Source organism: Mariprofundus sp. KV, assembly GCF_013387475.1.
In the GTDB taxonomy this organism is placed as follows: Bacteria; Pseudomonadota; Zetaproteobacteria; order Mariprofundales; family Mariprofundaceae; genus Mariprofundus.
Genome location: NZ_VWNB01000009.1, coordinates 104,876 through 119,697, shown reverse-complemented (window position 1 = coordinate 119,697; position 14,822 = coordinate 104,876). Strand labels below are relative to the sequence as shown.

12 protein-coding genes are annotated in these 14,822 nt (G+C 51.4%); 5 read left to right on the top strand and 7 right to left on the bottom strand.

The features are described 5' to 3' along the window. Positions 1-97 precede the first annotated feature (97 nt). The 6 genes from F3F93_RS08915 to ppk2 (F3F93_RS08890) all read right to left on the bottom strand — a co-directional run bounded on the left by F3F93_RS08915 (position 98) and on the right by ppk2 (F3F93_RS08890) (position 7,382). A complete protein-coding gene (locus tag F3F93_RS08915; RefSeq protein WP_176958823.1) occupies positions 98-1,921 on the bottom strand; it encodes a Na/Pi symporter in 1,824 nt (607 codons plus the stop codon). A 94-nt stretch (positions 1,922-2,015) separates the two neighbouring features. Continuing rightward, positions 2,016-2,288, bottom strand: coding sequence for a hypothetical protein (locus F3F93_RS08910; RefSeq protein WP_176958822.1), 273 nt, complete (start codon positions 2,286-2,288; stop codon positions 2,016-2,018). An 18-nt stretch (positions 2,289-2,306) separates the two neighbouring features. After that, the gene (locus tag F3F93_RS08905) at positions 2,307-4,106 is read right to left on the bottom strand and encodes a Na/Pi cotransporter family protein (RefSeq protein WP_176958821.1); all 1,800 of its coding nucleotides are present in this window, start codon (positions 4,104-4,106) and stop codon (positions 2,307-2,309) included. Positions 4,107-4,243: 137 nt separating this feature from the next. Further along, positions 4,244-5,155 carry a polyphosphate kinase 2 gene (gene ppk2 / locus F3F93_RS08900; protein ID WP_176958820.1) on the bottom strand — a complete coding sequence of 304 codons (912 nt, stop codon included), beginning with the start codon at positions 5,153-5,155 and terminating at the stop codon, positions 4,244-4,246. A 167-nt stretch (positions 5,156-5,322) separates the two neighbouring features. After that, the gene (gene ppk2, locus F3F93_RS08895) at positions 5,323-6,270 is read right to left on the bottom strand and encodes a polyphosphate kinase 2 (protein ID WP_176958819.1); all 948 of its coding nucleotides are present in this window, start codon (positions 6,268-6,270) and stop codon (positions 5,323-5,325) included. Positions 6,271-6,467: 197 nt separating this feature from the next. Next, a complete protein-coding gene (gene ppk2 / locus F3F93_RS08890; RefSeq protein ID WP_241697068.1) occupies positions 6,468-7,382 on the bottom strand; it encodes a polyphosphate kinase 2 in 915 nt (304 codons plus the stop codon). Positions 7,383-7,524: 142 nt separating this feature from the next. Between ppk2 (F3F93_RS08890) and F3F93_RS08885 the strand changes: the two genes are divergently transcribed. Further along, complete coding sequence (locus F3F93_RS08885) at positions 7,525-9,078, top strand: Ppx/GppA phosphatase family protein (protein WP_176958818.1); 1,554 nt, start codon at positions 7,525-7,527, stop codon at positions 9,076-9,078. A gap of 3 nt (positions 9,079-9,081) precedes the next feature. Here the strand turns inward: F3F93_RS08885 and ppk1 are convergent, their stop codons facing one another. Then, the gene (gene ppk1 / locus F3F93_RS08880; RefSeq protein ID WP_176958817.1) at positions 9,082-11,169 is read right to left on the bottom strand and encodes a polyphosphate kinase 1; all 2,088 of its coding nucleotides are present in this window, start codon (positions 11,167-11,169) and stop codon (positions 9,082-9,084) included. Between the two features lie 135 nt (positions 11,170-11,304). Between ppk1 and F3F93_RS08875 the strand changes: the two genes are divergently transcribed. From F3F93_RS08875 to F3F93_RS08860, 4 genes are all read left to right on the top strand, one after another. Then, on the top strand, positions 11,305-11,751 hold the full coding sequence (locus F3F93_RS08875; RefSeq protein WP_176958816.1) for a hypothetical protein: 447 nt from the start codon (positions 11,305-11,307) through the stop codon (positions 11,749-11,751). A 384-nt stretch (positions 11,752-12,135) separates the two neighbouring features. Further along, positions 12,136-13,548 (top strand): exodeoxyribonuclease VII large subunit, encoded by a 1,413-nt coding sequence (xseA, locus tag F3F93_RS08870; protein ID WP_347239237.1) that lies wholly within the window; start codon positions 12,136-12,138, stop codon positions 13,546-13,548. Beyond that, complete coding sequence (locus tag F3F93_RS08865) at positions 13,545-14,351, top strand: M23 family metallopeptidase (protein WP_176958815.1); 807 nt, start codon at positions 13,545-13,547, stop codon at positions 14,349-14,351. The genes xseA and F3F93_RS08865 overlap by 4 nt, the downstream gene beginning before the upstream one ends. Positions 14,352-14,424: 73 nt before the next feature. Next, entirely contained in the window at positions 14,425-14,808 is a 384-nt protein-coding gene (locus tag F3F93_RS08860) for a response regulator (protein ID WP_176958814.1), read from the top strand. Positions 14,809-14,822 lie beyond the last annotated feature (14 nt).

Sequence of the window (14,822 nt, the reverse complement as noted above, 5' to 3'; positions counted from 1 at the left end):
CCGCATAAGTGTGCCCATCACTGTAGACCATAGATGCTACAACTCAATTGTGACATCTGTATGACCATGGTCTAAGAGGTGTGTGGTTAGTGTGGTATCAGCGCCGCTCAGCTACCTCCCGCTCATCACTGAGGACAGAATTGATCTCCTCTCTGTTCAGGGCAATCCTATGTTCAGCCTCTGTCTCGGTTCCCTCTTCAGACTTCAGGTAGTTGTGGTTAATCTGAATCAGGCTGTTAATGATGCTATAGGTGTAGTTGCTGTCATTCATCAGGGAGATCGCCATATCCGCTGAGATGTGGCCCTCGCGAATCAACTCATCCAGACGTCCATGCAGCAGCCCCATATTTTTCTCCAGCGTCAGCTTCAGGGCATCAAGAGAGAGAATCGATGTGGAGGAAACCTCCTGGCTGCGAATATTTTCCAGTCTCCGTATCACCTTGGCAATGCGCTGACGCAGACGATTGTATTCAGCACTGATATGTGGATTTTCCGAATCGATATAGAGCAACATATTCTTCTGCAGATGTTTCACATCTTTAAGTGTGATCAGGATCGACTGATTGGCCAGACGAATCCGGCTCACCTGCCGTGATGTGGCCTCATCGGCAGAGAGCCTGTTGGTATAATCAAGAATTGCACTGCAGAGGCTCTTGATCTCATGTTCGTAAACTTCATCAATATCATATTCGACCGCTTTACCATGCACCCTGATCACCTGCTTTAGTTTGGCATCGGAGAGAATATCTTCCTTATCCAGAGACAACCCTTTGGCAATCACACCGATCGCTTTTTCATAGATGCGCGCGGTCTCCTTGCGCAGAGCTTCAAGGGCAGTATCGCCGAACTCAAGTGATGCTTCATTGAGATACATCGGTTGAGCGTGAATATCCGGTTCAGACTTGAACAGGCGGGTCACCAGTCCAATCAGCGGATTGATCAGTGGCACCATAATAATCACACCGGCAACATTGAAGATGGTATGGAAAACCGCCAGCTTCATGGTGTAGTCATCATCGGCCAGGCCAATCACAGATGAGATACCATCAACAAGCCCCATTACCGGCCCCATAAAGACAATAAACACAATACCCGCACACACCTTAAACAGCACATCTGCCAAAGCCAGTCGCTTGCCGACAACATTGGATGAGAGCGCACCGAGTACCGCTGTAATGGTTGTACCCACATTGGCACCGATCGCCAGTGCCAGTGCATTATCATAGGTGATCTGCTGCACTGAGAGTGCGGTGATAATCAGCACCAGCGTGGCGTGGCTCGATTGCATGATGATCGTGGCAATGATACCGATCAGCGTAAAGACCAGGATGCCTGCTATCCCCTCCATCGCATAAGCGGTCAGGTCAAGACTGTTCTGGAACGCCTCAAAGCCCTCTTTCATATGATGAATACCGAGGAAGAGAAAACCAAGACCGACCAGAATATAACCGACACCCTTCATCGATTTCGATTTCTGGAAAATCAGCATCACACCAAAGACCAGCATCGGCATGGCATAAGATGAGATCTTCACCTTCAGGCCAAAGCCTGCAATCAGCCATGCACCCGTTGTTGTGCCGACATTGGCACCAAAGACAATACCCAGCCCCTCAACCAGACCAATCAGCCCCACGCTTAAAAATGAGATGGTGATAACGGAGACCAGAGAACTTGACTGCATCACGGTGGCTGCAGTAAACCCGAAGGTGAGACTTTTCCACATTCTGTCGGTACTTTTCTTAAGTATCTTCTCAAGCACACCACCGGTGAATGCCCTGAACCCCTCTTCAAGAGCCAGCATGCCAAATAGAAAAATCGCCACGCCTGCAGAGATCTCTTTAAAGTCAGGGCTAACCCAGAAGCCATAAGCCAGAATCAGCATTATCGAAGGCAGAATCACCTTTCGCAGTGTATTTCTCATGTTATATATACCCTTAATTGTTATTCATAAAAAAACTGCACCCGGAATTCAGGCACAGTGTTTGAAGCAGAGGTTTAGTGGCAGCGCAAACTGTTTATTTGTTACCCTTCTTACGCAGAGAGGAGAGCAGTGTGATGCCCTTTTTGCGTTGTGAACGAATCACCTTCAACTCCTGCTCCAGCATCTCGCGTTCATCATCATCACGCTCAGCCGCAATCAACTCTTTAAGATGTTTCTCTTTCTTTTTAAGCTTTTTAAGCACTTTGGAGAGCCCATCGTCTTCCTGCTGCAGCTGCTCGGCCTCAGCATTCATGTACGATTTAAGCCTCTTCAACAGCTTCTTTTTCAGTGCATTGTCAAATTTCATGCTAATCCCCGTTCAATTTTACTCTGCAGTTTCCCGATTATCTGCCAGCACAGTGCCGATCTCTTCCCGGTTCAAAGCGATCATATGTTCGGCCTCTGTCTCTGTCCCCTCTTCGGATTTCAGATAGTTATGGTTAATCTGAATCAGATTATGGATAATACTATAGGTATAATTACTGTCATTCATCAACGATATCGCCATTTCAGCTGAGACTTTGCCACCACGAATCAATTCATTCATACGCTCATGCAGCAGGCCCATATTTTTCTCCAGTGTCAGCTTCAGCGCATCCAGCGAAAGAATAGAGGTTACACTCGTCTCACCACTGGCACGAATCTTCTCCAGCCGGCGTATCACCTTGGCGATACGCTGACGCAGCCGGTTATACTCAGCACTGATCTCCGGATTATCCGAAGCGATATAACGCTTCATATTTTTCTGAAGATGCTTTACATCCTTGAGGGCAATGAGGATCGACTGATTGGCCATACGGATTCGACTAATCTGTCTGGCAATGACTGGATCAGCCGAGGATAATTTGTTGGTAAAATCGAGAATCGCACTGCACAGGCGTTTGATCTCATGTTCATAGACATCATCGATATCATAATCAATCGCACGTGCATGCTGAGCAATCACTGTTTTAAGTTTCGCATCAGAGAGAATCTTTTGCTTATCGAGAGATAACCCCTTAGCTATTACATCGGTTGCCATCGTATAGACCCGAGCTGTCTCCATACGCATCGCTTCGAGTGCGGCATCAGCGAATTCAAGCGCTGATTCATTCAGGTATTTCGGCTGCGCATATTTATCCGGCTCCGACTTGATCACCCTCTCCAGAAAACCTACGAGATGATTGGTGAAAGGTATCATCACGACAATACCTATCAGATTAAACAGGGTGTGGAATACTGCCAGCTTTAATGTGTAGTCAGCTTCAGCAATACCGACGTAGGCACTGATCAGGTCCACTGCCACCAGCAGTTGATGAATAAAGGCAATCGCAATCAGGCCGGTAACCACATTGAAGATCAGGTGTGCGCCGGCCAGTCGTTTACCCAGTTCATTGGAGCTTAAAGCCCCAAGTATGGCTGTAATCGTCGTACCCACATTAGCACCAATGGCCAGTGCCAGAGCATTTTCGTACGAGATCTGCTGAGCAGCCAGCGCAGTGATAATCAGAACCAGTGTGGCATGACTCGACTGCATCACCACTGTGGCAAAGATACCGATCAGGGTAAACAGGAAGAGTCCGGGGTATCCGGCTACCGCATATTCAGCCAGATCAATCGCCGACTTGAAGGTCTCAAACCCCTCCTTCATATGGTGGATGCCGAGGAAGAGGAAACCGAGACCGGTAAGAATATAACCGATGCCTTTAAGGTGGCGAGACTTCTGGAATATCATGATCACGCCAAACACCAGCATCGGCATCGCATAAGCTGAGATTTTCACCTTCAGACCAAAGCCTGCCACCAGCCAGGCTCCGGTTGTCGTGCCGAGGTTAGCACCAAAAATGATGCCGATACCCTCAGAGAGACCAATCAACCCTGCGCCCAGAAATGATATGGTAATCACCGAAACCAGTGAACTGGACTGCATGATACTGGTTGAAACCACACCGAAAGAGATACTCTTCCATAGTTTGTTCGTGGTTTTTTTCAGAATCTTCTCGAGGGTTCCACCGGTAAAAGCTTTAAAGCCCTCCTCCAGCGCCAGCATGCCAAAGAGAAAGATCGCTACGCCTGCAGCAATCTCCTTAAAATCCGGACTGATCCAGAAGCCGTAAGCCAGAATCACCAGGATGGTTGGTAACATTACTTTTTGAAGGGTGCCTTTCACGTATTCAATATCCTTTGATTAATATAACAAACAGAGATTCAGCCATTCCATTGAGCCCGGCTGAAAATGATACCCCCTCCGCAAATCAGGGAAGGGTTAAACCTTATCAACAATCAGCCAATAAATTTTCCACTTCTCAGGCGCTGCTTATTCATCAGCTCAATCTCTCTGGCTCCGGAGATCACCACCTTCTCATCCGTCACAAAATCCAGTGCTTCGTTATAACCCTCATAATCCACCGCATTGAGGATGGTTTTGATGGCATTAAGTCTGCATTTCTGTTTATCCATCGAACGAATCACCGTCCATGGTGCTGCTGCGGTATGTGTGCGTTTGAGCATCTCATACTTTGTCCTGGTAAAATCATCCCAGCGCTCCTGTGCCTGCATATCCACCTCGGAGAGTTTCCACTGCCGCAGCGGATCTGTGGTGCGCCGTTCAAAACGGGCCTTCTGGGCATCTTTGGTGACGCTGAAATAGAGTTTAACCAGAATAGTTCCCTGACGAATGAGATCCTTCTCAAAGCCAATCACACCCTTCATGAAGTTTTTATACTCTTCATCTGAGCAGAATCCGAAAACAGGCTCAACCATGGCCCGGTTGTACCAGCTGCGATCAAACAGCACGACTTCGCCACCATGTGGAAACTGGGATACATACTTCTGGAAGAACCACTGACTGCGCTGCTCTTCGGTCGGCTTGCCCATGGCGATAATACGGTAATGTTTCTCATTCATGTAGCGGGTAACACGGCGAATGGTACCGCCCTTGGCTGCAGCGTCACGTCCTTCAAAAAGGATAATCATGCGCTGTTTTGTCTTATCCAGATGCTGTTGCAGTTTTATCAGCTCAGCCTGATAGGGCTTGAGTTCTCTCTCCTGCAGATATTTGCTGATGATGCTCTCTACTTTACTGTCGCTTAGTCCGTGCTCCTCTATGAGTTGCTCATAGCAGGGCGGGTTTTCTTGCGGCATGACCTCCGGGCCCTCATCCAGGGTAACCTCAGGGTTTGCCAACAGATTCATCTCTTTCTACTCCTTTTACATTTGAATTCCCCTCTGGCAGGCAGCATCACCAAACGGACAGGGAATTATACACAAAAGCAGCCCCATTAAAATGTGAATAAACTCGATTGTGGCTGTTTCATACAGATGATACGCAGAAAAAAGGGCGGAAAACCGCCCTTTCATCACTATGCTGACTGATCCTCTTCTGACAGATCATCCGCTACTTTTTTTCTACCCTTGTTGCGCAGGCGATCGCGTTGCATCAACTCAATCTCTCGTGCCCCAGAAATCACCACATTATCGTCCGGCACATAATCAAGCTCCATGTTCACTTTGTCATAATCGACAGCGTTAAGAATCACCCTGATGGCATTCAGACGAGCAAGATGTTTATCGGTAGAGCGGATCACAGTCCACGGTGCAGATGCGGTATGGGTGCGGCGCAGCATCTCATACTTCACCTTATCGAAATCGTCCCAGCGCTCCTGCGCCTGCACATCGACTTCAGAGAGTTTCCACTGACGCAGTGGATCATCTTTACGGCGATCAAAACGTTTCTGCTGCACGTCCTTGGTCACACTGAAGTAGATCTTCACCAGAATGGTGCCCTGACGCACCAGATCCTTCTCGAAACCGCCAACACCTTTCATGAAGTTCTTATACTCGGCATCCGTACAGAAGCCGAACACAGGCTCCACCATGGCGCGGTTGTACCAGCTGCGATCAAACATGGCGATCTCACCACCATGCGGAAACTGGGATACATACTTCTGGAAAAACCACTGTGTACGCTGCTCTTCGGTCGGCTTACCCAGTGCAATAATACGATAGTGCTTCTCATTCATGTAACGGGTAACACGGCGGATAGTGCCGCCTTTACCTGCTGCATCCCTGCCCTCAAAGAGAATAATCATGCGCTGATTGGTCTGCTCCAGATGCTTCTGCAGATTGATCAGTTCCGCCTGAAAAGGTTTAAGCTCCTGCTCCTGCAGATATTTGGTGAGAACCTTCTTCACCTTCTCATCTGTCAGCCCATGCTTCTCAACCAACCGGTCATAACATTTAGCCTGCCCGCCTGAGCTCTCGGCTTCATCTGTGTTAGGGGTGAAATCAGTGTTAACCACGGTCGTCATTGTATTCTCCAGAGATTGATTTACTCATACAGAAGCGGTTCCGCAAGAGGGGTAGCATTATACACACCCTGATCAAATCTTGAAGGATCAAATTACAGCAGGGCAGTTTTCACAACTGCTGCCGAATCCTCTCCGCCATAAACAGGCAGGGGTGATAAAGCCCCTGCCCTGCTTAGCGGATACAGACCTTCATACTCTTATTTTAATTTCCCTTTCCTGCGCAACTTCTCTTTCTGCATCAGCTCGATCTCTCTTGCTCCGGAAATCACAATCGTGTCATCCGGTGCATAATCAAGATCGGGATTACTGGCTTCATAGTCAACAGCATTCAGGATCACTTTAATGGCGTTGAGGCGAGCCAGATGCTTATTGGCAGAGCGGATAAGCGTCCACGGAGCCGCTGCAGTATGGGTATGTTTGAGCATTTCGTACTTCACCTTGTCGAAATCGTCCCAGCGCTCCTGCGCCTGCACATCGACCTCAGAGAGCTTCCACTGCCGCAGCGGATCATCCTTACGCCGCTCAAAGCGTTTCTGCTGCATCTCTTTGGTAACGCTGAAGTAGATCTTCACCAGAATAGTACCCTGACGTACAAGATCCTTCTCAAAACCGACCACACCCTTCATGAAGTTGTTATACTCCTCTTCCGTGCAGAAGCCGAACACCGGCTCCACCATCGCACGGTTGTACCAGCTGCGATCAAACATGGCGATCTCACCACCGCGGGGGAACTGCGAGACATACTTCTGGAAAAACCACTGCGTGCGCTGCTCTTCGGTCGGTTTGCCCAGTGCAATGACGCGATAGTGCTTCTCATTCATATAACGAGTCACACTGCGAATGGTCCCGCCCTTACCTGCCGCATCCCTGCCCTCAAAGAGGATAATCATGCGCTGTTTGGTCTGTTCAAGATACTGCTGAAGGTTAATCAACTCAGCCTGATAGGGTTTGAGCTCCTGCTCCTGCAGATAGGCGGTGAGTATTTTCTCAACCTTGCTATCGTCAAAGCCATGCTTCTCGATCAGGGCATCGTAAGCCCTTGGTTGCCCGTCTGAGCGCTGCCGTGACGCTTCTACCTTCTGATCTTCACTATTTGCCAGTGCATCCATCATGCATACTCCCTGAGTATAGTATCGTCCCCAATGCGCAGAAGACGAAATATCCTACACTGCAATTCCGGAATAAACAGAGACTAATTTAAGAGTGTGTTGAAATTAGATAGCGATTTACAAATCGCCACGGCAGCATAAGCAGATGGAACTAACCAGCCTTATTGCCGATGATGCCCTTCCCGACCACAGCGCTCTGGTTGCTGCTATTGATGTCGGCTCCAATGCCATGCGCCTAGGCATCGCCATACATGATGCCAGCGGCACACCAACACTGGTTCAGCGCTACCGGGAACCGGTTCGCCTTGGCCATGATGCCTTTACCAGCGGCACTTTCAGCCCGCAAACCATGGAAGATGCGCTGGAGGCATTCCGGCAATTCCGCCGCATTCTCGATCAGCATCAGATTGATAGGTACCGCGCCACAGCCACCAGTGCCATGCGTGACTCCCGAAATGGCAGGGAGCTGGCCAGACGTATTCTTGATGAGACAGGTATCGACCTGCAGCTGATCAGTGGTGAAGAGGAGGCGAGACTGGTGCACTACTCGATCAGCCGCCGTGTAGATCTGGATGATAAGTTCACTGTTCTGATCGATATGGGTGGCGGCAGCGTAGAGGTCACCATATGTGATGATGGGGAAGTAATCGCTGCCCAGAGCTTTAAGATCGGCACGGTTCGTCTGCTGGAGATGCTCGGTCAGGAGGGTGACTTCAACACCCTGCTATCGGAGTACCTTGACGGTACACGTAAGAAACTGCGTGAGCAGATCGGACGCCACAAGGCAGATCTCTGCGTGGCAACCGGCGGCAATGCCGCCGCCATTGGTGATCTGGCCTTTCAGATCCTAGGTACGGCATCAGCCACCGCCATCAGCCGCAAGCAGTTGAAAAAACTGATTAAAAAACTCTCCGGACTCAGCTTTGAGGAGCGCATTCGCGATCTGGGACTAAGGCCTGATCGGGCTGACGTGATTCTGCCTGCCGCAATGGTATTCCATGAGATTATGAAGCTTTCAAAGGCAAAAGAGATGGTGATGCCCGATGCCAGCCTGATGGATGGTATCGTGCTTGATATGATGGACAGTGAAGAGCTCACCTTCCACTCACAGCGCCGCAATCTGATCGCCTGGGCACGCAGCCTGAAAAGCAAATACCATGTCGATCGCAGGTATGGTAAAGAGGTTGCCGGTCTGGCACTGGTGCTGTTCGACCAGAGTCGTGAACTGCATGCCCTGAATCATCGCGATCGACTGCTGCTTGAGGTCGCGGCCATGGTGCATGAGATCGGCATGTATGTGCGCGTAGGTGGTCACCACCGCCATGCCGCCTATCTGATCTCGGTAGCACCGCTGCTTGGTCTGAACGACAACGAAAAAAGCCTGCTCGCTCAGCTTGTCCGTTATCAGCGCAAAGGCAGCCCCTCTGATTCGCATAAAGAGTTCGCCGAACTAAGCAAAAGCGCACAACTGAAGGTGTGGCAACTCAGCGCCCTGCTGCGCCTGGCCATCGCCCTGAACAAGGAGCGCCGCAACCGCATCAGCCGCCTGAGTTTAAGTGTAACACCGGAGGCCGCCGCCCTGCATATCGAAGGCAGCGGTGACATGCTGCTGGAACGCTGGGCAGCCCTTCAGACCGCAGACTATTTCAAAGAGGCCTTTGGCCTGACCCTGCACATCGACCTCGAACAACAGGAATAGAATCTACTCCTTCAATGTTCCGAGCTTGCGCATCAGCATCAGCTGCGCGTTGCTGGATCGGGTACGGCTCTGCACACGTTGATAGGAGCCATCTGACTTCAGCTGCCATGTGCCGGCATTATCAGCCAGATAGGGGGATAGCCCCTGCGCAATCACCTCTTTTTTCAGGGCCGGATCACGTACAGGGAAACAGGTCTCCACGCGCCTGAGCAGATTGCGGCTCATCCAGTCGGCACTGGCACAGAATACCTCTGAATCACCGCCATTGTGGAAGTAGTAGATACGGGTGTGCTCAAGAAAACGCCCCAATACCGAGCGCACACGAATATTTTCTGAGATGCCGGGAATACCCGGCCGCAGGCAACAGATGCCGCGCACCACCAGATCAATCTTCACACCGGCCTGCGAGGCACGATAGAGCGCCCTGATCACCTCAGGCTCTTCAAGCCCGTTGATCTTGGCGCGAATTCTCGCCTCGCCTCCGGCACGTGCTGTTTCCACCTCGCGGTTGATGCGTTCAAGCACACCCTTATGCAGCGTGAATGGTGCCGACAGCATCGCTTTCAGGCGCGTAGCCTTGCCAAGTCCGGTCAACTGCTGGAACAGCTTATGCACATCTTCGCCCAGTTCAGGATCACAACTAAGCAGCCCGAAGTCGGTATAGAAACGGCTGGTCACGGTGTGATAATTGCCAGTACCCAGATGCACATAACGGCGCAGTTTGCGACCTTCCCGACGCACCACCATCAGCATCTTGCAGTGGGTTTTGTAACCCACTACCCCGTAAACCACCTGCACACCGGCAGCGGAGAGCTTGTTGGCCAGAGCAATATTCTCCTCTTCATTAAAGCGCGCCATCAGCTCGATAACTGCCACCACCTCTTTGTTGGCACGCGCCGCACGCACCAGCGCATCCACCAGCGGTGAATCGGGCACCACCCGGTACATCGTCTGCTTGATCACCAGCACATTCGGATCAGCGGCTGCCTGATTAAGCAGCTCCACCACCGGTGCAAAGCTCTGGAAGGGGTGGTGGAGCAGCAGATCACCCTGCTGGATTATCTCAAACACACCGGACTCTTCATCGCGCAACTGCGCTGGCGTACCCGCCTCAAATACCGGGTATTTCAGATCGGGCCTGTCGACCTCATCATAAATAGCTGCAAGTCGATAGAGGTTAACCAGTCCATCCACGCGGTAGAGATCCTGATGGCCGAGTGAAAACTGCTCTAGCAGAAACTCAACCAGCTCCTGCGGACAGCGCTGTGATACCTCAAGACGTACCTCTTTACTGAAACGGCGCTCCAGTAACTCACCGGCAACCGCCTGTTTCAGATCAACAAGCTCCTCCTCATCGACCAGCAGGCCACTGTTTCGGGTAATGCGGAACTGATGACAGGCTTTGGCCTCCATGCCGGGAAAAAAGTCACCGACATGGGCATGAATGATCGAGGAGAGCAGTACAAAATGATCTCCGGCACCGGCAATCTCCTCTGGCAAGCGGATCACCCGCGGCAGCGAGCGCGGTGCCTGCACAATGGCGTAATGAGCTTCGCGACCAAAGGCATCCTTGCCCTCCAGCGAAACAACGAAATTTAGAATCTTGCTGAGCAGACGCGGGAAGGGGTGAGCCGGATCCAGCCCGATCGGGGTCAACAGAGGCAGCAGTTCACGACGGAAGAAGCGGCGAATCCAGACGGCCTGCGCTTCACTCCAATCCGTTCGACGCAGAATCCGGATATTCTCCTCTTCCAGAGCAGGCAGCAGCGATTCATTAAGCAGCCGGTATTGATCAGCCACCAGTGCATCCACACGGCCACGTACCTGTGAGAGAATCTCACCGGCAGTCAGCCCATCAGCAGCCGTAGCGAGTGAGCCCATGGCAAGGCGATGCTTCTGTGCTGCCACGCGCACCTCGAAAAACTCATCCATATTGGTACTGCTGATGCAGAGAAACTTCAAGCGCTCCAGCAACGGCTGCATGCTGTCAGCTGCCATCTCGAACACACGCCGGTTGAACTGCAAAATACTCATATCACGATTCAGATAGAGGTCGCTATGATCAAGTTCAATAGTTGGCTGTTCGCTCAAAATATCTCCTCACTGTAGATGGTTCATTGCAGTTGTGCAGAGCGTATCATAATAACCATGACACAACCGTGACTAATCATTGCCCTCAAGATGCCATGTTATCCTGTCAGCATCACTGCAGAGGAGTAACAATCTATGCAGCCGCAAAAGCAAGCCGTCATCATTGCACAACCATCTCAAGCCTGCCATCAGATTGGCGAACTTTTACATCAACATGGCTGGCAAATGACTATTCTCCATCCCAATAGCGGCTTTCACAATCTCTGCAAACTGCAACCTGAGATATTTATTGCTGATATTGATGATCCCTGTTGTCGCGGCATCGCACTGCTCGAGTGGTTTAAAAAATCCAACCCGGCGGCCATCACCTATGCACTCTGCAGAGGTGGCAATTCACCGGTGATGCGCTTGGCCAGAACCAGAGGGGTGAGCGGCTTTTTCTATCTGAACAGTTGCGGTCAGGGGCTTGATCACCGGCAAGGTGTAGCCACGTCGTTTCATCACCATAAGATCAGCGATTGCCTTGCGGAGGGTATCGATCATATACACCCACAGACTCATCACGCCACATCGCCCACATAACCATGTCACATCCATGACATGCTCCTGACACAGCCATCACACAATTGAAGATTAATATTGCATCCACCCTGAGTGCCGTCTTCTGGCAAAAGCCATCTATCTGCACTCTCTTATAATCTATAAGGAGGAGAACGATGTTCAATGACGATATTGATCTTTGTAAATTAATGAGAAGTTATGCATTTATGAGCCCTCATATTGCACACTCGGAGCTGGGTTGCTTCATGGACACACCCTATGAAACTGAAAACGATAACGATCGTAGCCTGTCTGAAAATGAAGAGTCTAAATAGCAGCCAGTGGTTTCTGACAGGCTTTAAGCAGATGATATCCTGACCGCAATCATTCTGTTGACCCTGTAGTTAAGCACGACACAATATCCAGGTGTCTACAGCTTCTGATCACAAGGTATTCTCGGTTACCGAACTTACTGCCCGTATCAAACAGATGCTGGAGCAGGGTTTTGCGCATGTGGAGGTGACCGGTGAGGTCTCACGCCTGACCCGCCCCTCTTCCGGCCACCTCTATTTCACCATCAAAGATGCACATGCTGCGATCTCTGCAGTGGTTTGGCGCTCGGCTGCCCTGCGCCTGAAAACCCTTCCCGAAGAGGGTGGTGAATTTACCTTTACCGGCCATCTCTCGCTCTATGAGCCGCGTGGCAGCTACCAGCTGGTGGTAACACGCATTGAAGTTGCCGGTGCTGGCGCACTGGCGGCCGAGTTTGAACGCAGAAAGCAGCTCTTTAGCGAACGCGGCTGGTTTGATCCACAAAGCAAACGTACACCACCTGCTCTACCCCGACATATCGGAATCGTCACATCCCCCACCGCCGCTGCATTTGAGGATGTCAAAAAGGTTCTGGCCACGCGCCCTGCCTGGCTGCAACTGACCCTCTCCCCTGCGCTGGTGCAGGGAAGCAGCGCACCGGCTGCCATTGCGGCTGCCATCAGGCGACTGAGCAGCATGGAATCACCACCGGATCTGATTCTACTGGTACGCGGCGGCGGCAGTATCGAAGATCTCTGGTGTTTTAATGATGAGATCACCGTCAAAGCTGTGGTTGATTGCCCCATTCCGATCATCTCAGGCGTCGGCCATGAGATCGATACCACGCTGGCTGATTTTGCTGCCGATGTTCGTGCCGCCACCCCCTCCAATGCTGCGGAGATCGCCATTCCATCGCGTGATGAGCTGCGCAAACAGCTACCCCGTCTCGCTGCTCTGGCAGGCCTAATGCAACAGCAGTTGAGCAGGCTCTCTGAGCAGTTGCAGACCATGCGCGGCAGGGAGAGATCGGCGTGGCAGCGCCATTTTGATGCGCGCCACCATAGAAGCGAACAGGCGCGCACACGTCTGAAACACGCAGCGCAGATCAATATCAGTCAACTGCGTTCGCCACTACGCACGATAGAGAGACGGCTGGCGCCACTGCAGCCGGGCGCACGACTGCAGCAGCAGCGCGCCGACTGGTCTAAACATGCGACGCTGCTCGGACAGTCACTGCACAACGGCCTGCAAAAACAGCGGCAGCGACTGGAGAGCCAGCAGCGCAATCTTAAAGCTGAGCAGTCCCAAATCGGCCTAAAACGCCACCGCTTTGAACTGCTGGCCGGCAAGCTTAAAGAGCTGGATCCGACGGGCGTACTCAAACGCGGTTACAGCCTCAGTTATGGCAGTAGTGGCAAACTGATCACAGCCGCCAGTGGCCTCACTGCAGGCGATCAGGTTTTCATCCATTTCCATGATGGCAGTGCAGAAACCGAGGTCAAAAGTGTGAAGGAGAACAATGCATGAGATATCTGATCTATAGTCTGCTGCTAATCTGCGGCATGGCTGGCACAACTCAGGCCGCCGCATGGCAGGCCGTGCAGGGTGATGTAGTCACCGTTGAGACCGTATCCGAAAGCAGCAATCTGCGGCTCTGGTGTTTCGGCAAGCGCTGGCCTGCCAAACAACAGGCAGACGGCAGATGGCGCGGCTGGATTGGCGTTGATCTTAATACCAAACCGGGGGAACTGCCCATTGAGTGGTCCGATGGCAAACAGGTGATCGCCAGAGACACGCTCAACGTCAGCAAGGGGGAGTTCCGCATCTCCCATATTCAGGTGAAGAAGAAGATGGCTGAGTTTGATGCACCTACGCTGGCCCGCATCCGCAAAGAGGTAAAAGCGCTGAAAGCCACCTATGTTGAACCTGTGGCAGCAACACCGGATGTGAAGATGTTCGGCAAACCGACTGAGGGGATAGAGTCCACCCCGTTCGGTGCCCAGCGTTATGTTAACGGTGCCGCCCGCTCGCCGCACTCAGGTATCGATATTGCAGCAGCCTCAGGTACAGCGATCAGGACACCGCTGGCGGGTAAAGTGCTGTTCGCCGGAGAGATGTATCTTAATGGCAATACGGTAGCCATCGGCCATGGAAATGGTTTAGTCTCCGTCTTTTCGCATATGCGCAAAATTGATGTCAAAGAAGGGGCATGGGTAGAGACACACCAGCTTGTCGGTGAAGTAGGAGCTACGGGAAGGGCAACCGGCCCTCACCTGCACTGGGGCGTCCGGTTTAACATGGCTCGCGTAAATCCGGAAAGCCTGCTATAATCAGATAGCCGATCCAGAGCCATGGATGGGATTCATACAGCAGCGAAACCTTGCTTCTCACAGGGGAAAAGTGATGGAAATGAAAGCACTCATTATCGATGATGAAGATAGCGTTCAGAGTATTCTGACCGCATTTCTCAACCGCTATGTCAGTGAAAAAGGGATGCAGGGTGCCATCACCAGCATGAGCGATCCCGTTCAGTCTCTTTTTGAGTTGACCACACATGGCGATCGCTACCAGCTGATTTTATTGGATGTCCGCATTCCCAAACTTAGCGGTGATGAAATCTACAGCTCACTTGAACAGGTCAATCCCGACATTCTCAATCGCATTCTGTTTGTCACCGGTTACCCTGAAGATCTCCATGATCGTTTCCCTGATAAACCGTTCAATATTCTGCAGAAACCGTTCCGCTACAATAGCTTTGCTGAAAAGCTGGATGAAGTGCTCGGCTGACTGCAGAGGCTTCT

Bases quoted from the DNA above. Each gene is read 5' to 3' on its own strand.
- ppk2 (WP_241697068.1), bottom strand. From the start codon at position 7,382: ATGATGGATGCACTGGCAAATAGTGAAGATCAGAAGGTAGAAGCGTCA.
- F3F93_RS08915 (WP_176958823.1), bottom strand. From the start codon at position 1,921: ATGAGAAATACACTGCGAAAGGTGATTCTGCCTTCGATAATGCTGATT.
- ppk2 (WP_176958820.1), bottom strand. From the start codon at position 5,155: ATGAATCTGTTGGCAAACCCTGAGGTTACCCTGGATGAGGGCCCGGAG.
- F3F93_RS08905 (WP_176958821.1), bottom strand. From the start codon at position 4,106: ATGTTACCAACCATCCTGGTGATTCTGGCTTACGGCTTCTGGATCAGT.
- ppk2 (WP_176958819.1), bottom strand. From the start codon at position 6,270: ATGACGACCGTGGTTAACACTGATTTCACCCCTAACACAGATGAAGCC.
- F3F93_RS08860 (WP_176958814.1), top strand. From the start codon at position 14,425: ATGGAAATGAAAGCACTCATTATCGATGATGAAGATAGCGTTCAGAGT.
- F3F93_RS08875 (WP_176958816.1), top strand. From the start codon at position 11,305: ATGCAGCCGCAAAAGCAAGCCGTCATCATTGCACAACCATCTCAAGCC.
- F3F93_RS08865 (WP_176958815.1), top strand. From the start codon at position 13,545: ATGAGATATCTGATCTATAGTCTGCTGCTAATCTGCGGCATGGCTGGC.
- F3F93_RS08885 (WP_176958818.1), top strand. From the start codon at position 7,525: ATGGAACTAACCAGCCTTATTGCCGATGATGCCCTTCCCGACCACAGC.
- F3F93_RS08910 (WP_176958822.1), bottom strand. From the start codon at position 2,288: ATGAAATTTGACAATGCACTGAAAAAGAAGCTGTTGAAGAGGCTTAAA.